General features: G+C 59.4%; 27 protein-coding genes and 1 tRNA gene. 20 read left to right on the top strand and 8 right to left on the bottom strand.

The annotated features are described in order from the left end of the window. Positions 1 to 34 precede the first annotated feature (34 nt). Complete coding sequence (locus ACPYOJ_RS22080) at positions 35 to 1093, bottom strand: dipeptidase (protein WP_481418149.1); 1059 nt, start codon at positions 1091 to 1093, stop codon at positions 35 to 37. A gap of 277 nt (positions 1094 to 1370) precedes the next feature. Here ACPYOJ_RS22080 and ACPYOJ_RS22075 point away from each other — a divergent pair, with 277 nt between their 5' ends. Beyond that, positions 1371 to 1874 (top strand): DUF1993 domain-containing protein, encoded by a 504-nt coding sequence (locus ACPYOJ_RS22075; RefSeq protein WP_481418148.1) that lies wholly within the window; start codon positions 1371 to 1373, stop codon positions 1872 to 1874. A 5-nt stretch (positions 1875 to 1879) separates the two neighbouring features. On the opposite strand, the gene ACPYOJ_RS22070 is transcribed toward ACPYOJ_RS22075, so the two are convergent. The 3 genes from ACPYOJ_RS22070 to rfbC form a co-directional block, all read right to left on the bottom strand. Beyond that, positions 1880 to 3397, bottom strand: coding sequence for an alkaline phosphatase family protein (locus tag ACPYOJ_RS22070; RefSeq protein WP_481418147.1), 1518 nt, complete (start codon positions 3395 to 3397; stop codon positions 1880 to 1882). A gap of 12 nt (positions 3398 to 3409) precedes the next feature. After that, positions 3410 to 4393 (bottom strand): UDP-glucose 4-epimerase GalE, encoded by a 984-nt coding sequence (galE, locus tag ACPYOJ_RS22065; RefSeq protein ID WP_481418146.1) that lies wholly within the window; start codon positions 4391 to 4393, stop codon positions 3410 to 3412. 210 nt (positions 4394 to 4603) lie between these two features. Further along, positions 4604 to 5167, bottom strand: a complete 564-nt coding sequence (rfbC, locus tag ACPYOJ_RS22060) for a dTDP-4-dehydrorhamnose 3,5-epimerase (RefSeq protein ID WP_481418145.1) — start codon at positions 5165 to 5167, stop codon at positions 4604 to 4606. Positions 5168 to 5870: 703 nt separating this feature from the next. On the opposite strand from rfbC, the gene ACPYOJ_RS22055 reads away from it, so the two are divergent. Then, a complete protein-coding gene (locus ACPYOJ_RS22055) occupies positions 5871 to 6968 on the top strand; it encodes a DUF937 domain-containing protein (RefSeq protein ID WP_481418144.1) in 1098 nt (365 codons plus the stop codon). Between the two features lie 92 nt (positions 6969 to 7060). Next, positions 7061 to 7570, top strand: coding sequence for a hypothetical protein (locus ACPYOJ_RS22050; protein WP_481418143.1), 510 nt, complete (start codon positions 7061 to 7063; stop codon positions 7568 to 7570). Between the two features lie 247 nt (positions 7571 to 7817). On the opposite strand, the gene ACPYOJ_RS22045 is transcribed toward ACPYOJ_RS22050, so the two are convergent. Beyond that, positions 7818 to 7907, bottom strand: a tRNA-Ser gene (locus ACPYOJ_RS22045). A 303-nt stretch (positions 7908 to 8210) separates the two neighbouring features. Between ACPYOJ_RS22045 and rplU the strand changes: the two genes are divergently transcribed. The 4 genes from rplU (at position 8211) to ACPYOJ_RS22025 (ending at position 10199) form a co-directional block, all read left to right on the top strand. Then, on the top strand, positions 8211 to 8528 hold the full coding sequence (gene rplU, locus ACPYOJ_RS22040) for a 50S ribosomal protein L21 (protein ID WP_481418142.1): 318 nt from the start codon (positions 8211 to 8213) through the stop codon (positions 8526 to 8528). A 36-nt stretch (positions 8529 to 8564) separates the two neighbouring features. After that, positions 8565 to 8834, top strand: coding sequence for a 50S ribosomal protein L27 (gene rpmA / locus ACPYOJ_RS22035; RefSeq protein ID WP_022717527.1), 270 nt, complete (start codon positions 8565 to 8567; stop codon positions 8832 to 8834). A gap of 124 nt (positions 8835 to 8958) precedes the next feature. Continuing rightward, entirely contained in the window at positions 8959 to 9615 is a 657-nt protein-coding gene (locus ACPYOJ_RS22030) for a GNAT family N-acetyltransferase (RefSeq protein ID WP_481418141.1), read from the top strand. After that, positions 9612 to 10199 carry a GNAT family N-acetyltransferase gene (locus ACPYOJ_RS22025; protein WP_481418140.1) on the top strand — a complete coding sequence of 196 codons (588 nt, stop codon included), beginning with the start codon at positions 9612 to 9614 and terminating at the stop codon, positions 10197 to 10199. The genes ACPYOJ_RS22030 and ACPYOJ_RS22025 overlap by 4 nt, the downstream gene beginning before the upstream one ends. 39 nt (positions 10200 to 10238) lie before the next feature. On the opposite strand, the gene ACPYOJ_RS22020 is transcribed toward ACPYOJ_RS22025, so the two are convergent. Continuing rightward, entirely contained in the window at positions 10239 to 11102 is an 864-nt protein-coding gene (locus ACPYOJ_RS22020; RefSeq protein WP_481418139.1) for an endonuclease/exonuclease/phosphatase family protein, read from the bottom strand. 84 nt (positions 11103 to 11186) lie between these two features. Here ACPYOJ_RS22020 and obgE point away from each other — a divergent pair, with 84 nt between their 5' ends. From obgE to ACPYOJ_RS22000, 4 genes are read left to right on the top strand one after another with little or no spacing between them, the layout of a single operon-like run. Then, positions 11187 to 12266 carry a GTPase ObgE gene (obgE, locus tag ACPYOJ_RS22015; protein ID WP_481418138.1) on the top strand — a complete coding sequence of 360 codons (1080 nt, stop codon included), beginning with the start codon at positions 11187 to 11189 and terminating at the stop codon, positions 12264 to 12266. Beyond that, on the top strand, positions 12253 to 13422 hold the full coding sequence (gene proB, locus ACPYOJ_RS22010) for a glutamate 5-kinase (protein WP_481418137.1): 1170 nt from the start codon (positions 12253 to 12255) through the stop codon (positions 13420 to 13422). The genes obgE and proB overlap by 14 nt, the downstream gene beginning before the upstream one ends. Continuing rightward, positions 13415 to 14698 carry a glutamate-5-semialdehyde dehydrogenase gene (locus ACPYOJ_RS22005; protein ID WP_481418136.1) on the top strand — a complete coding sequence of 428 codons (1284 nt, stop codon included), beginning with the start codon at positions 13415 to 13417 and terminating at the stop codon, positions 14696 to 14698. Before proB ends, ACPYOJ_RS22005 begins: the two co-directional genes overlap by 8 nt. Continuing rightward, positions 14673 to 15320 carry a nicotinate-nucleotide adenylyltransferase gene (locus ACPYOJ_RS22000; RefSeq protein WP_481418135.1) on the top strand — a complete coding sequence of 216 codons (648 nt, stop codon included), beginning with the start codon at positions 14673 to 14675 and terminating at the stop codon, positions 15318 to 15320. The genes ACPYOJ_RS22005 and ACPYOJ_RS22000 overlap by 26 nt, the downstream gene beginning before the upstream one ends. A 252-nt stretch (positions 15321 to 15572) precedes the next feature. On the opposite strand, the gene ACPYOJ_RS21995 is transcribed toward ACPYOJ_RS22000, so the two are convergent. Further along, complete coding sequence (locus ACPYOJ_RS21995; RefSeq protein WP_481418134.1) at positions 15573 to 16358, bottom strand: class I SAM-dependent methyltransferase; 786 nt, start codon at positions 16356 to 16358, stop codon at positions 15573 to 15575. 291 nt (positions 16359 to 16649) lie between these two features. On the opposite strand from ACPYOJ_RS21995, the gene modA reads away from it, so the two are divergent. From modA to modC, 3 genes are all read left to right on the top strand, one after another. Then, entirely contained in the window at positions 16650 to 17444 is a 795-nt protein-coding gene (gene modA, locus ACPYOJ_RS21990) for a molybdate ABC transporter substrate-binding protein (protein WP_481418133.1), read from the top strand. Positions 17445 to 17515: 71 nt separating this feature from the next. After that, complete coding sequence (gene modB / locus ACPYOJ_RS21985; RefSeq protein ID WP_481418132.1) at positions 17516 to 18217, top strand: molybdate ABC transporter permease subunit; 702 nt, start codon at positions 17516 to 17518, stop codon at positions 18215 to 18217. After that, the gene (modC, locus tag ACPYOJ_RS21980) at positions 18214 to 19281 is read left to right on the top strand and encodes a molybdenum ABC transporter ATP-binding protein (protein ID WP_481418131.1); all 1068 of its coding nucleotides are present in this window, start codon (positions 18214 to 18216) and stop codon (positions 19279 to 19281) included. Before modB ends, modC begins: the two co-directional genes overlap by 4 nt. Here modC and ACPYOJ_RS21975 read toward each other — a convergent pair. Beyond that, a complete protein-coding gene (locus ACPYOJ_RS21975) occupies positions 19272 to 19658 on the bottom strand; it encodes a winged helix-turn-helix domain-containing protein (protein WP_481418130.1) in 387 nt (128 codons plus the stop codon). The genes modC and ACPYOJ_RS21975 overlap by 10 nt on opposite strands. A gap of 201 nt (positions 19659 to 19859) precedes the next feature. Between ACPYOJ_RS21975 and rsfS the strand changes: the two genes are divergently transcribed. From rsfS to ACPYOJ_RS21945, 6 genes are all read left to right on the top strand, one after another. Then, positions 19860 to 20300 carry a ribosome silencing factor gene (rsfS, locus tag ACPYOJ_RS21970; RefSeq protein ID WP_168831818.1) on the top strand — a complete coding sequence of 147 codons (441 nt, stop codon included), beginning with the start codon at positions 19860 to 19862 and terminating at the stop codon, positions 20298 to 20300. A 113-nt stretch (positions 20301 to 20413) separates the two neighbouring features. Continuing rightward, positions 20414 to 20896, top strand: a complete 483-nt coding sequence (gene rlmH, locus ACPYOJ_RS21965; RefSeq protein ID WP_481418129.1) for a 23S rRNA (pseudouridine(1915)-N(3))-methyltransferase RlmH — start codon at positions 20414 to 20416, stop codon at positions 20894 to 20896. 140 nt (positions 20897 to 21036) lie between these two features. After that, a complete protein-coding gene (locus ACPYOJ_RS21960; protein ID WP_481418161.1) occupies positions 21037 to 22482 on the top strand; it encodes a murein hydrolase activator EnvC family protein in 1446 nt (481 codons plus the stop codon). Continuing rightward, positions 22472 to 23794 carry a S41 family peptidase gene (locus ACPYOJ_RS21955; RefSeq protein ID WP_168831821.1) on the top strand — a complete coding sequence of 441 codons (1323 nt, stop codon included), beginning with the start codon at positions 22472 to 22474 and terminating at the stop codon, positions 23792 to 23794. The genes ACPYOJ_RS21960 and ACPYOJ_RS21955 overlap by 11 nt, the downstream gene beginning before the upstream one ends. A gap of 81 nt (positions 23795 to 23875) precedes the next feature. Further along, entirely contained in the window at positions 23876 to 25069 is a 1194-nt protein-coding gene (locus ACPYOJ_RS21950; RefSeq protein WP_481418128.1) for a divergent polysaccharide deacetylase family protein, read from the top strand. A gap of 12 nt (positions 25070 to 25081) precedes the next feature. Then, on the top strand, positions 25082 to 25615 hold the full coding sequence (locus ACPYOJ_RS21945) for an RNA pyrophosphohydrolase (protein WP_481418127.1): 534 nt from the start codon (positions 25082 to 25084) through the stop codon (positions 25613 to 25615). The last annotated feature ends 16 nt before the right edge of the window (positions 25616 to 25631 follow it).

Raw genomic sequence — 25631 nt, 5'->3', positions numbered from 1 at the left:
CCTGTTCTTGATTGATTATAAAGCAGTATTTGGCTCAGGCGTTCTTCTCTTTCCACGCCGAAGCCAGGATCCGAAGCCAGTTCTCGCTGGCGAGCTTTCTTAGATTTTCCTCACCATATCCAACGTCCCGGAGAGCAGCAATCAGCCTCTGGTTGCCAGCCGAATCGCCGATTTCATCCGGAATGGTGGCGCCGTCGAAGTCGGAGCCGAGCGCAACGCAATCGATCCCGACTCGATCGACGAGATAGTCGATATGGCGGATCATATCGGAGAGCGGCGTCTCAGCGTCCGAGCGGCCATCGGCCCTCAACATTGCCGTCGCGTAATTGAGACCGACGAGACCGTTGCTCTCTCTGATTGCATCCAACTGCTTGTCGGTCAGATTGCGCGCGACCGGCGTCAGGGCGTGCGCATTCGAATGCGTGGTGACGAGCGGCTGATCCGTCGTCCTCGCAACGTCCCAGAAGCCCTTCTCGGTAATGTGGGATAGATCGATCATGATGCCGAGGCGGTTGCATTCGCGCACGAGATCAAAACCGGCACCTGTCAGCCCTGGCGCCGTATCCGGCGACATCGGAAAGGCGAAGGGCACGCCATGTCCGAAAATATTGTGCCGGCTCCAGACCGGTCCGAGCGACCGCAGCCCCGCCGCATAAAACACTTCGAGGGCCGCAAGATCAGGCCCGATTGCCTCGCAGCCTTCCATATGCATGACGGCCGCAAAAACACCGCTCTCCATGGCGCTGCGAATGTCCTTGACTGTCCGGCATAGCCGCCATGCGCCCGCCTTGTCGAGGCGGAGCGCGATCGCCGCCATCTCGGTCGCAATGCCCAGCGACGGCAGACGGTCGAGGGGCGCGGCCATCGGCGTCATATAGTGCCCGTTCTGATCCGGATCGGCGAAGACAAGATCGCCCGAGGGCACATAGATGGCGCAGAGGCCGCCTGCAAGGCCGCCCTGCCTGGCGCGAGGTCCGTCGATATGGCCCGATGTCGTCCCGTTCAGAAATTCGGCGATTGGGTCGCCGCCATCCCTTTCATGTGTCCAAAGCCTGAGGAGAACGTCATTGTGGCCATCGAATACGAACTGCATCTGTCTTCCTGCTCTGCCCTTCCGGGCAAATAACAAGCGGGCAGAATAGAAAAGCTGGCGGAATTAGCCAGCCCCCTCTTTGAAAATTATTTGATGGATAAAAGACTTGGGCTGATGGCGAAAAACCGGGCACTGAAGACGCGCTCTCGCTGATTTGCGGGCACCGTCGAGCTCCGCAGGAATTTGAATGAGCGCGGCCGTCGAGCCGATGAAATCGTCATAACGAACGCCTAAATGCCCACTGCAACCGCAAATCACTTTGCCTTAGGAGAGATCTATGTCCATGTACCGCCTCACCGTTCCTGTCTTTCAGCGCGGGCTTGCCACGCTGAGAAACTACCTCGACAAGACCGAAACCTATGCAAAAGACAAGGGGATCGATCCGAACGAACTTGTCGGTGCCAGATTGGCACCCGATATGCTGCCGCTATCTGGCCAATATCAGCGCGCGACCGACAGTGCCAAGCTTGCGGTCGCCCGCCTGACCAAGACCGACGCTCCGAAATTTGAAGACAACGAAACGACGATCGCCGAGCTTCGCGAACGCCTTGATAAGACCGAAGCCTACCTCGCTTCTCTTGCGCCTGAAGCGCTCGACGGCACCGAAGCGAACGAAGTGACGATTGCCCCCGGCGGCAACAAGATCACCTTCCGCGGCGATGAATACGTCACGACCTTTGCGCTGCCGAACTTCTATTTTCACGTGGCAATGGCACATGCCATCCTGCGCAATCAAGGCGTGCCGGTCGGCAAGATGGATTATCTTGGCCGCCTCTCGTAATCTTATCAGGGCCGGCGCGTAACCGGCCCTTTTTCCGTCAGCTCCGTATAGGCAAGCGTCTGATCAAGATGCCGTGCCCGAAGCGCAAGCAGCTTCTCGGCATAGTCCAGGCGGGTTGCCATATAGCCGGGATCGCAAGCGAGATTGTTGAGCTCCATCGGATCGGCCGCAAGATCGAAGAGCAAAGGCGGCAAGCCGGTGAAATGCACATATTTGAAGTTCTGATCGCGGATGACCGCAAGATTGCACTGGTTCGACTTCAGGCCGAAATGTCTCTCGGCTTCCCGCTGAGCGATGTCGCGGAAATCGAACTCCCAGAACGCCGCATCCCGCCATTCATCGGCATCGCCGCGGGAGATGAACGGCCGCAATGAGCGGCCGTCGAGATCGTTTTCCGCCTCAACCGCCAAGCTGTCGCAAAGCGTTGGAAAGATATCCGCAGCACTCGTGAAGCGCTCGACAACGTGGCCTTTGAACGGCGCCTTGGGATCGCGGATCACCAGCGGAATGTGATAGCTGCCATCGAAAAAACCGCCTTTGCCGAGCGTCCAGTGATCGCCCATCATCTCGGCATGATCGGAGGTGAAGATGATGATCGTATCGTCCCAGGCACGGTGATCCTTCAGCGCCTGCCAAATGTGGCCGAGCTGCGCATCCACCTCGGCGATCATCCCGTAGTAGATCGCCCTGATCGCGGCGAAGTCCTCCGCCCGCCAGTCGCTGACCTGGCCTTCGGCGCCATGAATAAAGCTGCCCTTGCCGTTCTTCGGCATCGCATAGGCGAGATAAGGGTGCAGCGCCTGTTCCGCCTCATGGCTCGTTGCCCGCGAAAATTGCGGCCCGTCGCCGGGATTGAACATGGTGGCGTAGGGCTCGGGCACCGAAAATGGCGGATGCGGCCGCAGGAAGGAGACATGGGCGAACCATGGCGCATCCTGTTCGCCCAGCCAGCGTATGAATTCACCGGTCAAGAACGCGGTCTGCGTTTCATCCCTGGAATAGACGGTCGTCTCCGCCGAAATCTCACCAGGTGCTGCACCTGCCGGGACATGGATATCCCGGCTGATCGCGTTGGCGTGCCCGCGCGTCCTGAGCCACGAAAGCCACTGCTTCTCATGCTCAGGCAGGAGCTGGCGCGCCGTGAATCCCGGCAACAGGCCTTCATAGGTCGTCAGATGCGGGTCGTTTCTATCCAGCCCGCGCGGATCGGGCGCGGTATCCGTGTAGCCGAACAAGGTCGGATCGTAGCCGGCGCGTCGTGCCGCGAGCGCCAGGTTGTCGAAGCGGCGGTCAAGCGGTGAACCGTTCCGGCAAACGCGGTGGTTCATCTGGTAAAGGCCGGTGTAAAGCGTCGCCCGCGCCGGCGAGCAGGGTGCCGCACCAGCAAAATGATTGCGAAAAAGCACGCCCTCTTTTGCCAGCGCATCGACATTCGGCGTTCTGACACAGGCATGGCCAGCCACCGAAAGGCAATCACCGCGCCATTGGTCCGCGGTGATCAGAAGAACATTCGGCCGCTTCATGAATTGCCGGCCTCAGTGCTGATTGGATCTGGAATGCCAGTTCCATGCCGACTGGATGATCTGGGAGAGATCATATTGCGGTACCCAGCCAAGCACATCGCGAGCCTTGTCGTTATTGGCGACCAGCGTGTGCGAATCGCCTTCCCGGCGCCCGATATATTCAACCGGGAAAGGCCGCTGCGATACATCCTCGATCGCGCCGAGGAGTTCCTTGACGGTCGTCCCCGTTCCTGTTCCCAGGTTCAGCGCAACGGACTCTCCGCCTTTCAGCAAATATTCGACCGCCCGCACATGGGCATCGGCCAGATCGAGCACGTGGATATAGTCGCGCACGCAGGTGCCGTCGCGCGTCTCATAGTCGCTGCCGAAAACCTTGAAGCCCTGCCGGCGGCCGAGCGCCGCATCGATCGCGAGCGGAATGGCGTGCGTTTCCGGCTGATGCCATTCTCCGATACGGCCCTCGAAATCCGCGCCTGCCGCATTGAAGTAGCGCAGAATCACGGAACGCAGATTTTTATACTGATCGTAATCGGCCAAAGCCTGCTCGACGATATATTTGGTCCGTCCGTAAGGATTGATCGGCACCTGCCGGTGCGTCTCATCGAGCGGCACGCTCTGAGGGAGCCCGTATGTCGCGCACGTCGACGAGAAGACAAAAGCGTTGATGCCCGCCGCCTGTGCGGCCGAAAGCAAGGTCAGCGTGCCGATGACATTATTCTCGTAGAAGGAGACCGGGTCCTTTACCGACTCGCCGACCTCGATCAACGCCGCAAAATGCAAGATCGCCGAGGGCTTATGCTTTGCGAGCACTTCGTCCAACCGGGCGCGATCACGAATGTCGCCCTCCTCGGCTAGTCCCCACTTTACGAATTCGCGATGACCGTTCGAGAAATTGTCGAAGACGACGGGTTTGTATCCCTTGTTTGCCAGATCGAGGCACGTATGAGAGCCGATATAGCCGGCACCGCCGACCACGAGAACAGTTTCACCTGCCATATATCACCTTTGCTTCCACAGCGGATGTGAGAAGACTTAGAGGAGATGGACGGCAAGAAAAAGAACGAATCTGCCCGGCATGCTGCGGCGCACCATCGGAAGGGCGCCAAACCTTTGGACTACCGGACTAAACAGCAGGCAATTTTTTTGGCCGAGAGCCAGTCGATAAGTCCTAGTAAGCCCAATCAGCATGCGAAAGCGTCCGACAGGCTAGATGCCGCGCAGGCTCTCGACACCGTGAAAACCTTCATCGAAGTTGGGCCAATTGGAGTCTTTTTCCGAGATCAGCGCCCCCTTAACCGGCCAAGCGATATCAAACTTGGGATCGTTCCACCGCACACCGCGCTCCGCCTTCGGATCGTAGAACCCGCTGGCAAGGTACAGCGTCTCGGTATTAGGCCTGAGCGTCACAAATCCATGCGCAAAGCCACGAGGCACATAATATGCGAGCCGGTTCTCACCCGTCAGCTCAACTCCATGCCACCGGAGATATGTCGGGGAATCGGGCCGGAGATCGACGATGCAGTCCCATAGCGCCCCGGAGAGGCACCGGACGATCTTCACTTCCGGCGATGGAGGGAGCTGGTAGTGCAGCCCACGGAGGGTGCCGGCTTCGGCGTTGAACGAATTGTTGACTTGTACAAAGCGGCTTTCCAGCCCCGCATCACCCATCTCCCGCTCGCAGAATACGCGCTGAAACCATCCGCGTTCGTCCCCACGCGGCTCCGGTTCGATGACGTAGACCCCGTGCAAAGGCGTTTCGTGAAACTTCATGCTGCTCCCCCATATCCCCTGGCTCCGCCATCACGACGATAGAACATTGACGCTACGAAATCCCTTTCGAAGGCAATTATAAGCAATCGTCATTTGCTCGCCTCCCTTCTGATTTCAGTATTCCATCAAGGATCAATGCCAAAAGCTGGGAAATTACCTGTGCGTGATCCTTGGTGCCTAAAGTAACTCTAAACAGAACCAGGCATAAAGACCAGAGCCACGTAGCGTTAATTTAGGCAATGTATTTTTGTATTAGAGTTACGCGTGGAATTTCTTCTTGAATAAGGAAGTTTTATAACAAAATCCGGTGTGAATTACAGAATACGATCTATGTAACTTATAATATTAGTCGCCTCCCAACGCTAAACTTATACCATCAAAGACATTCGCCAATGTGATCTCCAATCGATATTGAAGATCACGCGTAGGATGCCTCTAGAGAGGAGCCAAGGATTACTCCACACCTGATCAAAGGCCATCACAATCTTTCGAAGAATAGACTCGTCTCTCTAGCGAAATACAGCATTAGATGCTAATATTACGCCGCCTGCGTTGCCTCCTTCATACTTTCATCCGGCAGGAAATATGTCCGGCATAAAAGATAATACCCTCCGTTCGAGGCAGGAGGATTTAGTCAAGTGCCGGATTCGAGCGAAATTTCCGTTTAAGCTGTTTCTGATCCGAAGCTGCGGAGGAAAGTTCAATGGCCAGCAATCTTGTTTCATCCATCATGCAACTGCTGACGCCGGATTTGATCGGTCGCCTGGCGGGCGCGCTTGGCCTCGACGCCGCCAAGACACAGCGTGCGATAGCGGCTGCGGTGCCTGCGCTGCTGGCCGGTCTTGGCGGCATTGCGGCGCAATCTGGCGGAGCACAGAAAATCGCCGACGCTGCGAGACAGCAGGGTGGCGCACTCGGCAACCTTGCCGGAATGCTCACGCCGAATGGCCAGACGTCCCTTGGCCAGACCGGTTCGCAAATCCTGTCATCGTTGTTCGGAGCTGGCGACAGCGGAGCATTGGCGAACGCGGTCGGCAGCTACGCTGGCCTTGACAAGAACGCGAGCAGTTCCCTTCTGGGCATGCTGGCCCCGATTGTCATGGGCGGCGTTGCCCAGCAAGGCGGCAACGATCTCAGCGCCAACGGCGTTGCCAGTCTTCTCGCCAGTCAAGAGGACAACATTGTCTCCGCCTTGCCTTCAGGTGTCAGCGATATGCTTGGCGGCACCGGCCTTTTGAGTGCGCTCGGTGGTTCCATGCGAACGGCGACAGCGGCGACAGGTCAGGCAGCTGGCCGAGCGGCGGCAACTGCATCGTCTGTGAGCAATGTCAGCCAGCGCACCGCGTCAGCGTCCGCACCCCGTCGCTGGCTTTATTGGCTCATTGCGGCGCTCGTAATCTTGGCAGCGCTCTATTATATCTTCGCAAGGCCAATCGAACAGACCGTCCCGCAAAGTGCGGTCCCGACGCCGAACCTGACCGTTGGCGATATCGATGTGGGCAAACAGCTCACGGATACCCTTACAAATCTGCAAGCCGCAGTCACCGGCATCACCGATGCGCCATCGGCGCAGGCAGCCCTCCCCAAGCTGCAGGCAGCCGAAGGCGAAATTGACAAGGTCGCGGCGACGATCGGACAACTTTCGGCAGAGCAAAAGACCGCACTTGCGGGCATGCTCAAGCCAATGATGTCGACACTTAACGGGCTATTCGACAAGATCCTGGCCATCCCCGGCGTATCCGACGTTCTAAAGCCCACAGTCGATTCGCTAAGGGCAAAACTTGCGACCCTGCCCGCTTGACGGCGGGTGAAATCGATCGCCGGCCACACGGCCGGCGTTCGAAATCAGCTCGCTTCCCCCAGCTGAACAGCAAGAAAAGAGGATCGGAGACGATGGCTGACAAATCAACATTCACGCCCGACGAATGGAAGTTGCTGCTGCAAAGCGTGATGGTGGCAGGCATTGCCGTCACCGCCGCCGAGCCAAGTGGACTTTGGGGCATGCTGAAAGAAGGAATGGCCAGCGCACGCGCGCTGCTGCAGGCCAAGACCGATCCCGGAGCGAACTCGCTCGTCTCCGCACTCGTCAGCGACTTCGAGACTTCGGAAGGAATAATTGCCGCGCGGGAAGGCCTTCAGGAAAAGCTCAAGGGCTCTAAGCCGGATGAAATCAAGACCAAATGCCTTGCCGTGTTGCGGCAGACCAGCGATATTGTCGCATCCAAGGCGCCAGAGGCCGCCACTGCGCTCAAGACCTGGCTCTACCGGATTAGCGAGAGCGTTGCCGAAGCCGCAAAGGAAGGCGGCTTCCTTGGTTTTGGCGGCGTAAAAGTGAGCGATGCCGAAAAAGCCACGCTTGCCGAGATTTCGGCAGCGCTGAAACTTGACCAAAGCTCAACCTGATCCGTGCGCATCGTAACTGGACAGGATTGCCTTGCCCCTAGCGCCGCAGCTTCGAGGTTGCGGCGTTGGAGGAGTTACGAGCCCCGAACACCGCAATGAAAAATAATCGGTCCTGAATATAGCAATCTGGCCCCGAACGGGAGCGCCGTCAGCGTGGCTCCGTGATTGTCGTGATCGTGCCCCTATACAGTTCCACATTCAGAACCCTAGGGAAATATGGCTATTTATCTGATATCAATAGAGTTTCTGGCGGAGAGGGGGGGATTCGAACCCCCGATAGGCTTGCACCTATGCCGCATTTCGAGTGCGGTGCATTCAACCACTCTGCCACCTCTCCGCGGTCGTTGGTTGGCGCTTGTTCGGCGCGGGGTGTCTCATAGCGATCAAAAGGAAGGCTGGCAAGACGAAACTGCAGAGCTTTTCATCCTTTTGCCTTGACACGTTTTTGACAGTCGCGTATCCCGCTCACGCAATAGGCGTGGAAAAGTCCGTGCCTTGGCCGCCTCGCGCCCGCGCGGGGTTTCACCGGCAGACAGAGTTCCGGGCATCGCCCTGAAATCCCTGCTTAAGTCAGACTGATAAAAAGACGGCCACCTGCGCTTTGCGGGGAGAGCCGGATCGAACATGAAAGGATCAAACAATGTTCGCAGTCATCAAGACCGGCGGTAAGCAGTACCGTGTGGCAGCCAACGACGTGCTGACCATCGAGAAGCTTGAAGCCACCGCTGGCGACTCCATTGAATTCACCGAAGTCCTCGTAATCGGCGAAGGCGCCGATGCAGCGATCGGGGCTCCCTTCGTCAAGGGCGCATCGGTAAAGGCCGAAGTGGTCGAGCAGAACCGTGGCAAGAAGGTCATCGCCTTCAAGAAGCGCCGCCGTCAGAACTCGAAGCGCTCGCGCGGCCATCGCCAGCATCACACGGTTGTCCGCATCACGGACATCCTGGCAGCCAAGTAATCGATCTCGGGACTCAAGGTTTAAAGGAGAACTCCAATGGCACACAAAAAAGCTGGCGGTTCGTCGCGCAACGGTCGTGATTCCGAATCCAAGCGCCTTGGCGTGAAGAAGTTCGGCGGCGAAGCCGTCATCGCAGGCAACATCATCGTGCGTCAGCGCGGTACGCAGTGGCATCCGGGCGCCAACGTCGGCCTCGGCAAGGACCACACCATTTTTGCGCTTACGGCAGGCAATGTGGACTACCGAACGAAGGCCAATGGTCGCGTGTACGTGTCTGTAATGCCGAAAGCGGAAGCAGCGGAATAAGCCGGTAGCGCTCTAAAACAGCCGGCGTCTCATCGACCCGGCTGACCGCACCAGGTTCAGTCCAGAAAGCAGGGGAGATGGGGCGCCATCTCCCCTTTTTCTTTGTCCATAAGGAGGACTGAACATGCAAGGCGAACTGATAAGGGTAGACCAATCCCGGTCACCCCGGGAAGACCAGAGGTCTCCCAAGGAGCGGCTGAGGCCGGAGCGGTTAAGGACCGATTGCCCTGTCTTGTTATCGGAAAGGCTCGTCATGCGCGCGCCCCACGAAGAAGACATCGACGCCCTTTCCCATCTCGCCAACAACGCCAAAGTCGCCACAATGGTATCGCGTATGCCGCACCCATATACTGCCAATGATGCTGCCGACTTCGTGCGTCGGACGAAGAATGGCGAGATTGGTAAGTGCGTCTACGCCATCACCAAGGCCGAGAACGGCGCCTTCATGGGGTGCTGCGGGGTCGAGCCGCATGCCGACGGGCGCACCGTCGAGATCGGCTACTGGCTGGGCGAGCCCTATTGGGGCCAGGGCTATACGACCGAAGCGTGCCACGCACTGGTCGACATGGTCTTCCGTACCCGCGAAAACGTCGATCAGATCGACGCTCGTTGCCGGGTGACCAACGTCGCATCCCGCCGCGTCATCCAGAAGTGCGGTTTCCAGTTCCAGGGTTCGGGACTTGCCGCCTCGCTGGCGCTTGGCAGCAACGTGCCGGTCGAATGGTACCGGCTCGACCGGAAGACCTGGATGTCGCTGAGAAGCTGGGGGAGCCTGTCATGAGCGCCCCCACCTTGCAGCGTCTGAAGCCCCAAGCAATGACGCCCGGCCCCGTGCCGGTCGTCACCACGGCCCGGCTGACGCTTCGCCCGCATCGGCTGAGCGATGCGAACGCGATCGCGGAATCGCTTTCCGATTTCGCGATCACCCGCATGCTTGCCCGCGTGCCCGCTCCGTATGACCGGCAGGATGCGCTGGACTGGCTCGTCCCGGTAACGTCCGGCGCGCTGACGGACTGGCACCTGGCGATCACCAGCGGTGAAGATGCCCATATCGGTGTCGTCTCGCTGGAACTCCGCCACGGCCGCTGGCACCTTGGCTATTGGCTCAATCGCTACTTCTGGCGGCAGGGCTATATGGGCGAGGCCGTTGCGGCGGTGCTCGAGCGCTTTTCCCGGCGCATGCCGGAAACAGCGGTTCATTCGGGCGTGTTCGCGGACAATCCAGCCTCGCTGAGACTGCAGGAAAAGCTTGGCTTCCGGATGAGCGGGTGCAGCGAGATCTACAGCTTTGCGCGCAACACCATGGTGTCACATATCGAGACCGTGCTTCAGCCCGGCGCGCTGCAGATCACGAAGGCTGCTTGAACAGACACGAAGCGCCGCAGCCCTGCTGCGGCGTCTCCCCTACCCGCCGATCTCGACCCAGAGCGGAAAATGATCGGAACCCACCGACTGCGTATCCACATAGGCTGATTTCAGTCTTCTCTGCAGGCCGCAACTGACGAAACAGTAATCGAGATGCATGCGTTTGTTGTGATCCTTCGGGTCCATCCAGCTATAGCTCCTGGGCGGATAGGCCTCCAGCGCCGCCAGTGCGTCGACTGGTGTGCCGATCCTCGGAACCCGGCCAAAAGACTTGTCCGCAGTACCGGCAAGCGAACAGTATTCCGGCGATTCCGGCACCATATTGAAGTCGCCCATGACGACGTAATCTTCGGGCAGCGGCAGTTCTGCCATTCCGAACTCGCCAGCACCCGTCAAGGATCCGCCCTCGAACGGAAACGCGTTGATCCGCTCGTTCAAAAAGGCGAGTTGACGGATGCGCTCGTCTGCCGAGACGTGATCGAGGTGAACGGAATAGACGCGGAGCGCGCCGTCCGGCGTATCAATGACGGCCTCAGTCGCCCCGCGCTGCAGGTTGAGCTTCGTGACGGTGCGGCCGCGCGGCAGAAGCAGGGTACGCGTCGAAAGGACCGGCCAGCGGGAGAGGATCATGTTGCCGAACTGGAAGCGGGTCCCGCGCGGCGGGAAGCCGTCCTCGCCGGTATCGACATGGACGTCGCAGGGCGCTCCATAGACCCAGAAATGGTTGGGAAAAAGAGCCGCGAGATCGTCCACCATGTCGGCAAAATCGTTCTCGGAGAAACCTCTGGTCACCTCCTGAAGGGCGATGATATCCGCGGCCTCGATGCTCCTGGCGATACGGTTGAGATCATAGATCCCGTCAAGACCGAAGCCGTACTGTATGTTATAGCTCGCAAACTTCACGATAATCTTTGACCTCGGCTTGAACCGCCTATATCGAAAGCGGCAGGATGGGGCGCGTACAGAACCACCGGTGATGGAAGTAAAATGAAATTTCTCGACGAAGCAAAGGTCTATATCCGGTCTGGTGACGGCGGCGCGGGCAGCGTTTCGTTCCGGCGCGAGAAATTCATCGAGTTCGGCGGACCGGATGGCGGCGACGGCGGACGCGGCGGCGACGTCTGGGTCGAAGCCGTCAACGGCCTCAACACGCTCATCGACTTCCGCTACCAGCAGCATTTCAAGGCCAAGATCGGCATGCACGGTATGGGTAAAAACCGTACCGGCGCGAACGGCGACGACGTGACGCTCAAAGTCCCCGTCGGGACGCAGATCCTGGAAGAGGACCAGGAAACACTGATCTGCGATCTTACCGAAGAGGGTCAGCGCTTCCGGCTTGCCGCCGGCGGCAACGGCGGCTTCGGGAATGCGCATTTCAAGTCCTCGGTCAATCAGGCGCCGGATTGGGCGAATCCCGGCCTGGCCGGCGAAGAAAAGACGATCTGGCTGCATCTGAAGCTGATTGCCGACGCCGGTCTCGTCGGCTTGCCGAACGCGGGCAAATCGACTTTCCTTGCCGCCGTGACGCGCGCGCGGCCGAAAATCGCCAACTATCCCTTCACGACCCTGCACCCGAACCTCGGCGTCGCCACCATCGACGGCCAGGAATTCATCCTCGCGGACATTCCGGGTCTGATCGAAGGCGCGCATGAAGGGGTCGGCATCGGCGACCGGTTCCTCGGCCACGTCGAGCGGACTCGCGTGCTGCTGCACCTGGTTTCGGCTCAGGAAGAAAAGGTCGGCAAGGCCTATACGACTGTGAAGAACGAGCTTGAGGCTTATGGCAATGAACTTACCGACAAGGCGGAAATCGTAGCGCTCTCGCAAATCGACGTGCTCGACGACGCAACGCTGAAGAAGAAGACCAAGGAGCTTGCCAAGGCTTGCGGCAAGACGCCGTTCCAGATTTCTGCCGCGACCGGCCAGGGCATGACTGAGGTTCTGCGAGCGCTGCGCGACATCATCGTTGAAGCAAACGCGGGCGGCGAAAAGCCCGCCAAGGCGCCGAAGCTGCGGCACCGCGACATGGCGTCGGCTGACGAGGAACGGACGGATGACGACACGTAAGCCGCTCGATCGATATCGCCGCATCGTCATCAAAATCGGCTCAGCGCTCCTGGTTGACCGCAAGACCGGCCTCAGGAAGGCGTGGCTGGATGCCATGTGCGCCGATATCGCCGCACTGAAGGCGAAAGGTGCCGATGTCCTCGTCGTCTCCTCCGGCGCCATTGCGCTCGGCCGCTCGGTTCTCGATCTACCCTCCGGGGCACTGAAACTCGAGGAGAGCCAGGCGGCTGCGGCCGTCGGACAGATTTCTCTCGCTCGCGCCTGGTCGGAAAGCCTGTCGCGCGACGAGATCGTTGCAGGGCAGATTCTGCTTACGCTTGGAGACACGGAAGAACGCCGCCGCTATCTCAATGCGCGCGCGACGATCAACCAGCTGCTGAAGATCGGCGCCGTGCCGATCATCAATGAGAACGACACGGTCGCGACCAGCGAAATCCGCTACGGCGACAATGATCGCCTCGCAGCCCGTGTCGCGACGATGACGGGTGCTGATCTGCTGATCCTGCTGTCGGATATCGACGGCCTCTACACCGCTCCTCCACATCTCGATCCCGATGCCAGATTCCTGGAGACAATCGCCGAGATCACGCCCGAAATCGAGGCCATGGCAGGCGGAGCCGCCTCCGAGCTGTCACGCGGAGGCATGCGCACCAAGATCGACGCCGGCAAGATCGCGACGGCTTCCGGCTGCGCGATGATCATCGCTTCCGGCAAGACGGATAGCCCGCTCTCGGCTATGGCGAATGGTGCGCGCTCCTCGTGGTTCGCGCCGTCCGGTACGCCCGTTACCGCGCGCAAGACCTGGATTGCGGGCCAGCTGCAGCCGGCTGGTGAACTGCACATCGACGATGGTGCAGTAACGGCGCTGGGCGCAGGCAAGAGTCTGCTTCCGGCTGGCGTCCGCAAGGTAATTGGCGTTTTTAGCCGCGGCGACACGGTAGCCATCATTGGCCCCTCCGGCCGCGAGATCGCCCGCGGCCTTGCCGGTTACGACGCGGACGAAGCCCGCCAGATCGTTGGCCGCAAATCGGCGGAAATCGAGGCGATCCTCGGTTATGCAGGCCGTGCCGCGATGATCCATCGCGACGATATGGTCATGACATCACAGGTAAATCCGAAATCGGAAAGGCAGAAGAAGGACGCGAGCTATGCTTGATACCGTTGTGCAAAGCCCTGACATTGACGCGCTGATGAATGACATCGGCCGCAAGGCCAAGGCTGCGGCACGACCGTTGGGCTTTGCGTCCACCGAAGCTAAGGACAAGGCGCTGATCGCCATGGCCGATGCGATCATTGCCCGCAAGGCTCATATCCTTGCCGAAAACGCCAAGGATCTGCAGGACGTCGCGGGCTCCGACATGCTTGCCTCCTTCGTCGACCGTCTGACGCTCGATGACAAGCGCATCGCCGAGATGGCCGACGGCATTCGAGCGATCGCCGCGTTGAAGGATCCCATCGGAGAGGTCATCAGTGCTTGGGAGCGGCCCAACGGGTTGAGGATTGAACGCGTTCGCACGCCGCTTGGCGTCATCGGAGTGATCTTTGAGAGCCGGCCGAATGTGACGGCGGATGCCGGTGCGCTTTGCCTGAAAGCCGGCAATGCCGTCATCCTGCGTTGCGGCTCGGATTCTCGCCGTTCATCGCAGGCGATCCACGACTGCCTGGTTGAGGGGCTGAGAACTGCAGGCCTTCCCGAACATGCCATCCAGCTCGTTCCGGTTTCGGATCGCGCGGCCGTCGGCGCCATGCTGCGGGGCCTTGAGGGAGCAATCGACGTCATCGTGCCGCGCGGCGGCAAGAGCCTCGTCGCTCGGGTTCAGAACGAGGCCCGCGTTCCGGTTTTCGCCCATCTCGAAGGCCTCTGCCACATCTATGTCGATGCCTCGGCCGACATCGAAATGGCAAAAGCGATCGTCGTCAACGCCAAGATGCGCCGCACGGGTATCTGCGGTGCCGTTGAAAGCCTGCTTGTCGACGGCGCGGCAATCGGCACTCATCTGACGCCCCTTCTTGAAGGACTGGCCGATGCCGGCTGTGAAATCCGCGCTTCCGCGACCGTGCTGAAAGTCGCCCCCGGCATGAAGCCGGCCACGGAAGAGGACTGGTCGACGGAATACCTCGATGCGGTCATTTCCGTTGCCGTCGTGGACGGCATTTCCGGTGCCATCGACCACATCCAGAAATATTCGTCGAACCATACGGAAGCGGTGATTGCGGAAGATCCGGCCGTCGTCGAGCGTTTCTTCACCGAGATCGATTCTGCCATCCTGCTGCACAACGCCTCGACGCAATTTGCCGATGGCGGGGAATTTGGCATGGGAGCGGAAATCGGTATCGCAACGGGCAAGATGCACGCCCGCGGTCCAGTCGGCGTCGAACAGCTCACCTCATTCAAGTACCGTGTACATGGCACCGGACAAACGCGACCCTGACGTGACGACTGACGGTATGGACCGACGGTATCTTCGCATGCCGCATGTCGAGCGCGGCATGGTTGTCGGTCTTTTCGGCGGATCCTTCAATCCGCCGCACGAGGGGCATGCGCTGGTCGCCGAGATTGCCATAAGGCGCCTCGGCCTCGACCAGCTCTGGTGGATGGTAACACCCGGCAACCCACTGAAGAATCGCAACCATCTTGCGCCGCTTTCCGAGCGGATCACGCTCAGCGAAGCGATCGCAACCGACCCGCATATCAAGGTGACCGCGTTCGAACAGTCGCTGGGCGTCAGCTACACGGCCAATACGCTCGCCAAGGTAAAGGCCCGCAATCCGCACGTCCATTTCATCTGGATCATGGGCGCCGACAGTCTGCAGAGCTTCCACAAATGGCAAAAGTGGCAGGACATCGCGCGCACCTTCCCGATCGCCGTCATCGATCGGCCTGGCTCGACGCTTTCCTATCTCTCCTCGAAATTGGCGAAGACCTTCGCTTTCGCGCGTATCGACGAGGATGATGCCCGTGCACTGTGGAAGAAGCCGGCACCCGCCTGGACTTTCATCCACGGGCCGCGCTCAACACTGAGTTCGACCGCCCTTCGCAAAGTCGCTGAGTAAGGCGCAAATGAAAAGCCCGACGGGGGAGGAGATCCGTCGGGCTTATAAACTTGATCGACAACTGGGAGGAGGAGTGTTGCCGATCTCTATCTAACGGCTTTGGGAGGAGGAGATCGCCGTTTCGATAAGTATGTTTTATCATGATCTCGCGAGACTGGAAGCCTGTATATTGCATTGCAGCAATGCAGGAACCGCAAGGCTCTTCCCTATTTGCATTGATCCTGTGCCGCTTTTTGCGGCATAGGCTAGGGCTCAGCGATAAACGCGCTCGGAAAATGCGCTCATGCCCGAGCGAACCATCAACTCGTAGACCATGCGTCTGCTGATCGGGTTGTGCAGCCTTGCAACCCTAGAGCCGAGAAATTCCGTCTCAACATGGTCGAAAGCCGTCAGGTCCGGCGCGTCGGCGATCATGCCATAGTAAAACTCATGGAATTCCCGCCGGCAGACGTATGTTTTGTATTTCGTCATGCAGAAGGCGGAGAACTCGGATCCTCGCTCTCGCAGAAAGTCTGCGACGCCAACCGTCACTTCGGGCCAGGCGGGGTTGAACGTATCGTCGAATGCGATGACCCCATGCTTCGCCAGCGAATCCATCGCGAGCCGGCTGTCGGCCGCGAGATGCTGCAACATATGTCCGCCGTCGATACTGAAGAAGCGTACTTCGCCAATCTTCTCCCTGATCTCACTCGCGGTCAGCTTAGTGCTATCGCCTTTGACAATCAGGTTCTCGTCGACCTCGAGCCCCAACCGCCGGCCATTCTCCAGAAACCGGCTGTATTGGGGTGACACGCCGTCACTGGTCTTGCCGATGTCGAACAGGTCGATTGCAAGTAGTTTTGCGTCAGGGCCGCAGATCTTCCTGAAGAGGTAGTAGGAGCGCCCATAAAAGACGCCGATTTCGGCAATTCCCCCGCCAAGTGCCCTGGCCTGTTGGCCTTGCAACAACGAAAGAAACACGAGTGCGTCTGGCGGATCGATGTATCCTTCGACCGTTTGCAAGTCATGAAAGATGAATTTCCGCGTCGCCGAATTCATGAAATCGTTGATCCTCGTTTCTTACCATTCAGTTTGCCGGGCGGCCAAAGAGGCGCAGAGTAGATAAACTATTTTTGGCAAATTCAAGCCATTTGATCACGGATTTTACTTTAAATTTACCGTTATTTTCTCAATTTACGCGCGAATATCCCGGCAATGTTGTACAAAATTGCCGATATTCACACAGTATAATTTATAGAAAACTCGCTATACATTCGCCAACTATCCCTCTAGCCATCCCGGCGATATCGATATATTCCTACGGATATTTCGACCTGGAGGTTCCCAAACATGCCTACTTTTCGCCAATGGATAAAAAGCTCGATCGGCATCATTTCTGCAGTCTGGATCGCCGCCGCTGGCCTCGCGCCGGACTCCGCGAGCGCCGCCGACAAAGTGACCGTCTTCGCGGCAGCGAGCCTCAAGGATGCGCTCGACGCCGCGAACGCGGCTTGGGCAAAGAAAAGCGGCAAGGAAGCCGTCGCCTCCTATGCCGCCAGCGGGGCGCTTGCCAAGCAGATCGAAAATGCTGCGCCGGCCGACGTCTTCATCTCCGCCGACCTGAATTGGATGGACTACGTCGCCGGAAAGAAGCTCATCAAGGAAGACACCCGTTCCAATCTCCTGGGCAACCGCCTCGTTCTTGTCGCAGCCAAGGACAATGCCAAGCCGGTCGACATCAAGCAGGGCTTCGATCTCTCAGGTCTGATCGGCGACGGCAGGCTTGCCATGGGCGAACCCAAATCTGTCCCGGCCGGCAAGTATGGCCAGACGGCGCTCGACAAGCTCGGCATCTGGAAGTCGGTCGAACCGAAGGCAGCCTATGCCGAGAGCGTTCGCGCAGCGCTGGCGCTCGTTTCTCGCGGCGAAGCCCCTTACGGCATCGTCTATCAAACGGATGCGGCCGCCGATAAAGGTGTGGCGATTGTCGGCATCTTCCCCGCCGATTCCCATCCGCCGATCATCTATCCGATCGCGCTGCTTGCCGAGAGCACGAACCCGGATGCATCTGCCTATCTCGACTTCCTGAAGTCGGACAAAGCAGCTCCGTTCTTCACCCAGCAGGGCTTTACTGTTCTGAAGTGATTGCGGTTTCGGGCGCCCCGACATAGCGTCAAGGCTTGCTTCGGCAAGCCTTCTTTCTTTGGAGACACTGCTTGGACCTGCTCGGCCTCAGCGATGAAGAATGGACCGCAGTGTTTCTCAGCCTGCGCGTGTCGGTTGTTGCCATGCTGGCGAGCCTACCCTTCGGCATCCTCGTCGCACTCCTGCTGGCGCGCGGCCGCTTCTATGGCAAATCTGTCCTCAATGGCGTGATCCATCTGCCCCTCATCCTTCCGCCCGTCGTTACTGGTTTCATTCTGTTGATCCTTTTCGGTCGGCGCGGACCAATCGGCAGCCTGCTGGATCAATACTTCGGGATCGTCTTTTCCTTCCGCTGGACCGGTGCGGCGCTTGCCTGCGCCGTCATGGGGTTCCCGCTGATGGTGCGAAGCATCCGGCTTTCGATCGAGGCGATTGACCGCAAGGTGGAGGAAGCGGCGGGAACGCTGGGAGCAAGCCCGCTCTGGGTGTTCCTCACGGTCACCCTGCCGCTGACGCTGCCCGGGATCATCGTCGGGATGATCCTGTCCTTCGCCAAGGCTATGGGTGAATTCGGCGCGACCATCACCTTTGTCTCGAACATCCCAGGTGAGACGCAGACGCTGTCTACGGCGATTTATACGTTTACGCAGATTCCCGGCGGCGACGCTGGCGCCATGCGTCTCACCGTCGTTGCGATCGTCGTCTCCATGGCCGCGCTGCTGGCCTCGGAGTTCATGGCTCATCTCGCAGGCCGGAGGGTCGATCCGGAATGACGCTGACGATCGAAACCAAACACCGATTCGGCGCCTTCACCCTTGATGCAGCCTTCACCTCGAAAGCCGGCGTGACCGCGCTTTTCGGCCGATCCGGCTCTGGCAAGACCTCGATGATCCGCATCATCGCCGGTCTTGTTCGGCCGGATGAGGGCCTTGTCGTTTTGGACGGCGAGCCGTTGACCGACACCGCGAAAGGCATCTTTGTCCCCCGCCATCGCCGCAGGTTCGGCTATGTTTTCCAGGACGGGCGGCTCTTTCCACACCTGAACGTTCGAAACAATCTTTCCTACGGAAGCTGGTTCGCGGCGAAGGCTCCAGGCGCCGGCAGCTTTGATCGCATCGTCGATCTGCTCGGCATCGAAAGCCTTCTTGACCGGCGCCCTTCCACGCTCTCAGGTGGCGAAAAGCAGCGTGTCGCGATCGGCCGCGCGCTGCTTTCCTCCCCTCGCCTGTTGCTGATGGACGAACCGCTGGCGGCACTCGACGAAATTCGCAAGGCGGAGATCCTGCCCTATCTCGAACGCCTGAGGGACGAGACCGAGATCCCGATCGTCTATGTGAGCCACTCGATCGCCGAGGTGGCCCGCCTTGCAAACCAGGTCGTGGTGATGCGCGACGGCAGGGTCGAGACCGCAGGCAATGCGACGGACGTGATGAGCCGGCCTTCGGCGGCAGAAGACCCGCGCGACGCAGGTGCCCTTCTCGAAGGCATTGTCGAAAAGCTTGATGAAAAGCATCGCCTTGCAACGCTCGTATTAAAGACATCGCGCCTTTATGTTCCTGCCGCTGGCGTGTCGCAGGGCAAACGCGTCCGCGTGCACATCCCTTCCCGTGAGGTCATGCTGGCGACCACGAGGCCTGAGGGTTTGAGCGCCCTGAATATCATAGAGGGAAGCGTACGGAAGATGTCGCCGGAGGACGACGGAACGGTCGAAGTCGAGATCGATTGCGGCGGCGATATCATCCTGTCGCGGATCACGGCGCTATCCGCCGAGAGGCTTGACCTTGCATCCGGCAAGCCAGTCTTTGCCGTCGTCAAATCAGTCGCGCTTCAGCCTTGATTGTTGCTCGGCGCGTCGACCGATCGGCGGTTGCTTTCGAGCCAGGCGAGATCGCTCGCCAGGCTAGCCCGCACTGTCGCTTCCATGCGCCGGAAACGTGAGAGCAGTTCCTCGCCAAAGGGCGTCAGGGCCGCACCGCCGCCCTTTTGTCCGCCGCGTTGGGATTCGACCACCGGTTCGCTGAACATTCGGTTCATGTCGCTGACCAGAATCCAGGCGCGACGGTAGGACATATCCATCGCCCTGCCCGCCGCCGAAATCGAGCCCGTTTCGCGGATATGCTCCAGAAGCTCCATCTTGCCGCGGCCCAGCCGATCTTCCTGCGGAAAGCTGATGCGGAGGATGGGAACGATTTGATGTTTGGCGGTAGTGTCCATGCAGTTCTACAATTCCCGAAAATCGCCAATACTTTACGCTTGGCCGACCGCGCTGTACACAACCCCTCCTCCATCGTGGTGAGACAAATTTTTTGGGCGAACTTAAGCTTCGCTGAATGAAACGGAGCGCGTGTCTTGAAAGATTAATGGTTTGATGCCTATCTTAACTCATGATTTGGTTCGTCCAAATCAGTGATGTGCATGTTCTGTTATTCCAAGAAAGGAAAAGCACTGACAACAGTACAAGCCAAGGGAAGAGCGCTCGCCGTTGTCCCGAAGAGCCCGGAAAGTGGCGCCGATGCCGCCGCCCGCGCCCTGCAAGCCGTCCTCACGAGCCTTGAGGACTCTAAAGCAGAAGATATCGTTACCATCGACATTGCTGGGAAATCTGCGCTGGGCGACTACATGGTCGTCGTCTCCGGCCGATCGAACCGCCATGTCCTGGCGATCTCGGATCACCTCCTCACCGACCTGAAGGACGAAGGCTTCGGAACAGCCCGTGTCGAAGGTCAGGAAGGTGGCGATTGGATTTTGATCGACACCGGCGATATTATTGTGCACGTTTTCCGCCCTGAAATCCGCGAGTTCTATAACATCGAAAAGATGTGGGCAGCTCCGGATATGGAAGAAACGCGGCACTGACAGGCCGTCCGGACCGTTTATCCGGCGCCTGAAACGAGGCACAGAATAGCCGGCAACATGAGGACCGGCACATCTTGGTATTGTGCCCTTTGAGGCGTGACGGGAGCGGATGAATGCGTGTGGGTCTTTTTGCGGTGGGACGGCTGAAGTCCGGCCCCGAGAAAGATCTTGCGGCCCGTTATTTCGAACGTTTTGCCAAGGCTGGTCCTGGAGTCGGCCTGGAATTTTCCCGCGTCGCAGAAGTCGCTGAAAGCCGCGCCTCGAATGCGGAAACGCGCAAGCGCGAAGAGGCGGCCATGCTTCAAAAGACGCTTGGCGAGGGCAGCATCCTTATTCTCCTCGACGAGCGCGGCAAGGCACTGGATAGCGAAGCTTTTGCAAATCTGCTGGGTACCTACCGCGATCAAGGCAAGCGCGACCTGATGATTGCAATCGGTGGCGCCGACGGCCTTGATCCCGCGCTTTACGACCGAGCCGACCTTATTCTCTGCGTCGGCAAGATGACCTGGCCGCATCAGCTCGTTAGAATACTCGTCGCGGAACAGCTTTACCGGGCCGTGACCATCCTTGCCGGTCATCCCTATCATCGCGCCTGACGGTCACGAAGCCGTGTCTTGCCAAGCGCGGCTCTCTTTGCCAATCGTTCTGGCAAATGATGCCAAATCGGCTTAGTCTCCGCGCGATTTGAGAGTTACCCTGAACGCGCATGACGAGAACTGCCCCTAAGCGAAAGAGACTGATCCTGCCCGTACTGGCGGCCGGCCTCGGCGCGACGGCAATTTTCGCTCAGTCCGATCTCGGCGGAGCCGGTGCATTTGCTCAGGACGCGCCGGTCCAGACGCCAGCGGCCGAAAGTTCTCAGGAGCCCGCTACTCCCAATGCGGCAACCGACGTGGCTACCGCCCCGGATGAGGTTCCGCCCGATCCGGCCGCAGAGCTCGCAAGGAAGCGGGACGAAACCCGCGCAGAGCTCGAAGCGCTGTCGAAAACGATCAGTCTTTCATCCGATAAAGTCATCGCGCTGCAAAAAAGCATTGCCGATCTAGACAAGAGCAGCACGAATAGCCGCCAGGCGTTGATCGATTCCGCTGCCCGGCGCAAGACGCTTGAAAGGCAGATGCTGGAAAGCGAAAAGAAGCTCGCCGATCTTGGTGTCAAGGAAGATGCCATCCACCGCTCGTTACATGAGCGCCGCGGCCTGCTCGCCGAAGTGCTCGCCGCCCTTCAGCGAATGGGCCGCAATCCGCCCCCAGCCCTCCTCGTAACGCCGGACGATGCGCTTGCCTCCGTTCGCAGTGCCATTTTGCTCGGCGCCGTCGTGCCAGGTATGCGCAAGGAGACCGACAAGCTTGCCGGCGATTTGGCGAACCTCGCGGCCCTGCAGGCCGCGACCACCACGGAAAAGGCAAATCTTGCCGCCACGATGACGAACAACATCGAGGAAGAGCGGCGCATGGACATGCTGCTTGCCGAAAACGACAAGCTCAATCGCAGCAATGCCGCAGATCTTGAAGCCGAAAAGAAACGTTCGGAGGAACTGGCGGGCAAGGCGACGACGCTGGAGAGCCTTGTGGCCTCGATGGAATCGCAGATTTCCTCCGTCCGTGAGGCCGCCGAGGCGGCCCGCCGGGAAGAGGAGAACCGGAGGCTCCTCACCGAGGAGCAGCGGGCGCAGGCCAAGGCGCTTGCCGAGAATGGTGTGCCCGATAAAAACCGTATTGCGCCCGCATATCCGTTCGGAGAGTTGAAGGCGAAGTTGGAGTTGCCCGTGGCGGGCGAGATTCTGCGCCAATTCGGCGATGCCGATGGCACCGGACACGAGGCCATGGGAATGACACTGGCCACCAACCCGGACACGGTGGTGACTGCGCCGGCGGACGGACTAGTGGTTTTCGCCGGCTCGTTCCGCAGCTACGGCCAGATGATCATCCTCGAGGCGGGCGATGGATACCACTTGGTGATTTCCGGAATGGACATGATCAGCACCCGCCAGGGGAAATTTGTTTTCGCCGGTGAGCCATTGGCCGTGATGGGTGCGAAAAGAGTCGCGAGCGCAACAGCATTGGCGCTGGAAACCAACAGGCCGACGCTTTACATTGAATTTCGAAAAGACGGAAAACCGGTCGATTCCCGGCCTTGGTGGACCGCCAGAGATACTGGAAAGGCACGCAATGATTCGTAGGGCTTCTCTTGTTTTGGTCGGCGCATTGATGGGCGCGACCGGTATGAGTGTCATCTATGCCGCGGGAGTGCCGGCCGAGGCGGCCGGAGCATCCACCTACAAGGAACTGTCGGTGTTTGGTGACGTTTTTGAGCGCGTGCGGGCCCAGTACGTTACGCCGCCTGCAGAAGACAAGCTGATCGAAAATGCCATCAATGGGATGCTCTCATCCCTCGATCCGCATTCAAGCTACATGAACGCCAAAGATGCCGAAGACATGAGCACCCAGACGAAGGGTGAATTCGGCGGTCTCGGCATCGAAGTGACGATGGAAGACGAACTCGTCAAGGTCATCACCCCGATCGACGATACCCCCGCCGCCAAGGCTGGCGTTCTTGCCGGAGACTATATCTCGGAAATCGACGGCCAGTCGGTGCGCGGGTTGAAGCTCGAAGACGCCGTCGAAAAGATGCGCGGCCCGGTCAACACGCCGATCAAACTCACGCTCATCCGCAAGGGTGCAGACAAGCCGATCGAGCTGACGATCGTTCGCGACATCGTTGCCGTCCAGGCCGTAAAGTCACGTGTCGAAGGCGACGTTGGTTATCTCCGGGTTATCTCCTTCACTGAAAAGACCTATCCGGACCTTGAAAAGGCGATCACCAAGATCAAGGAGACCGTTCCGGCCGACAAGCTCAAGGGCTATGTTCTTGACCTGCGTCTCAATCCAGGCGGTCTGCTCGACCAGGCAATCAAGGTTTCTGATGCTCTCCTTGAGCGGGGAGAAGTGGTCTCGACCCGCGGCCGCAACCCCGACGAAACCCGCCGCTTTAATGCCGGCCCCGGCGATCTGACGGATGGCAAGCCGGTGATCGTTCTTGTCAATGGCGGCTCGGCTTCGGCTTCGGAAATCGTCGCCGGCGCTCTGCAGGATCTTCGCCGTGCGACCGTTCTCGGTACGCGGTCCTTCGGCAAGGGCTCCGTCCAGACGATCATTCCTCTCGGCGAGAACGGTGCGCTCCGCCTGACGACGGCGCTCTACTACACCCCGTCGGGCCGCTCGATCCAGGGCACGGGCATTACGCCGGACATCAAGGTCGAAGAACCCCTGCCGGACGATCTGAAGGGCAAGATGGTGACTGAAGGCGAATCCAGCCTCCGCGGCCACATCAAGGGTCAGAGCGAGACTGATGAAGGCTCGGGCTCCGTTGCCTACGTGCCGCCGGATCCGAAGGATGACATCCAGCTCAACTATGCGCTCGACCTGCTTCGCGGCGTCAAGACAGACCCGTCCTTCCCGCCGAATCCGGCTAAGGCCGTATCTGCCAAGTAGTTTTGCTATGCCATCAGGCGGGAGTATCGATCCCGCCTGATGGCTTTCTGCTGTTTCCCGGTTTTGGGGCGGACGAGGAAATTGGGAACGGATTTGCATGCACCATTGGGCCAAAACCGCAAGGCTGGCCCCAGGCGGCCAGGCGTACTGCGGATCGGCCGCGTCGTCGCCAGCCTCTGCCTGATCGCGATCGGCGGATTTTCACTTTACTCAGCGTTCCGCGACGACGGCCTTCAACAGGCGAAGCCACCTGCGACGGATGTGGCTGCCTCCCCGCCGACGGACACGATCCCAAAAGCCTCCACGCAAAGCCAGACGGGAAGCGATATGCCTCGCTCAGACCCTCGCTCCGGCGCCAACGTCGAAAAGATGACGACGGGTGATGGTTCCGTCGTGACAAAGTACAGTCCGCGACCACGCGACGGCAGCGGTCCGGTGCTGGTGGACGCAACGCAGATCGGCCAGGATCCGCGGATGGCGGCGATGCCGAACGAAAGCCTGCTGGAAGACAGCTCCTTCGGTCGGCTGCCGATTGTGGGACCGGATGGTCGCCGCCCGATGGATCAATATGCGCGGCCGTGGTCCGGCGCTCGCGGCACCCGGGTTGCAATTGTCGTCAGCGGTCTCGGCCTCAGCCAGACGGGCACGCAACGCGCCATCAAGGAACTTCCCGAAGAGATCACCCTCGCATTCGCCGCAAGCGGGAACAGCCTGCAGCGCTGGATGCAGGAGGGGCGTCGCAGCGGCCATGAGATCATGATGCAAATTCCAATGGAGCCATTCGATTACCCAGCTAATGACCCTGGTGCGGAGACGCTGCTGACCTCGAAGTCGCCCGGAAAGAACATCGAGAGCCTGCACCGCGCGATGGGCGAAATCACCAATTACACGGGCATCATGAATTACCTGGGGGGACGCTTTCTCTCCAATCCGGACGCGCTTGAACCGGTGATGCGCGATATCGCCAAGCGCGGCTTGCTGTTTCTCGACGACGGGTCATCCGCGCAGTCAAAGACGGAGGCTGTCGCGAAAGGCACTGAGCTTCCCTATGCGTTCGCGGATCTGCAACTCGACGGACAGGTCGATACCAACGCGATCCTGCAGAAACTCGACGAGCTCGAGCGCATCGCCAAGCGGAACGGTCAAGCTATCGGTGTCGCCTCGGCCTTCGACGAGAGTATTGACGCTATCGCCAAATGGAGCGAAGAGGCAGGCATGCGCGGCATCGAGATCGTCGGCGTCGCGGCCCTCGCCACCGATCCGAAAAACCCCTGAGGAGCATGCCCCGTGAACCAGGCGACAGTCAAAGCCGAAGACCTGCCCTACCGTCCCTGCGTCGGTGTCATGATCCTTAACCGCGACGGTCTTGTCTGGGCTGGCCGGCGTATTCCGGACGGCAATGCCGAGTACGATGGTTCACCGCACCTCTGGCAGATGCCGCAAGGGGGTATCGACAAGGGCGAGGATCCCCTGGAGGCCGCTTACCGGGAGCTCCACGAGGAAACCGGCATCAAAACCGTGACATTGTTGGCAGAGGCCAAGGACTGGATCAATTATGATCTGCCGCCGCAGCTAATCGGCATTGGCCTCAAGGGAAAGTATCGTGGCCAGACGCAACGTTGGTTCGCTTTCCGGTTTGAAGGCGACGAAAGCGAGATCGCCATCAATCCGCCGCCAGGCGGTCATGAGCCGGAATTCGATGCCTGGGAGTGGAGGCCCATGCACGACCTACCCGGCTTGATCGTACCTTTCAAACGAGCGGTCTATGATCGGGTCGTATCCGAGTTCAGCCACCTGGCAGGCTTGAGAGCGCCGGATTAAGAAGAGTTGCTTGCGT

Source organism: Rhizobium sp. SVR5-9E (assembly GCF_056755095.1).
Note: the sequence above shows the minus strand (reverse complement) of the source record. Positions and strands in the feature narration are given on the sequence as shown.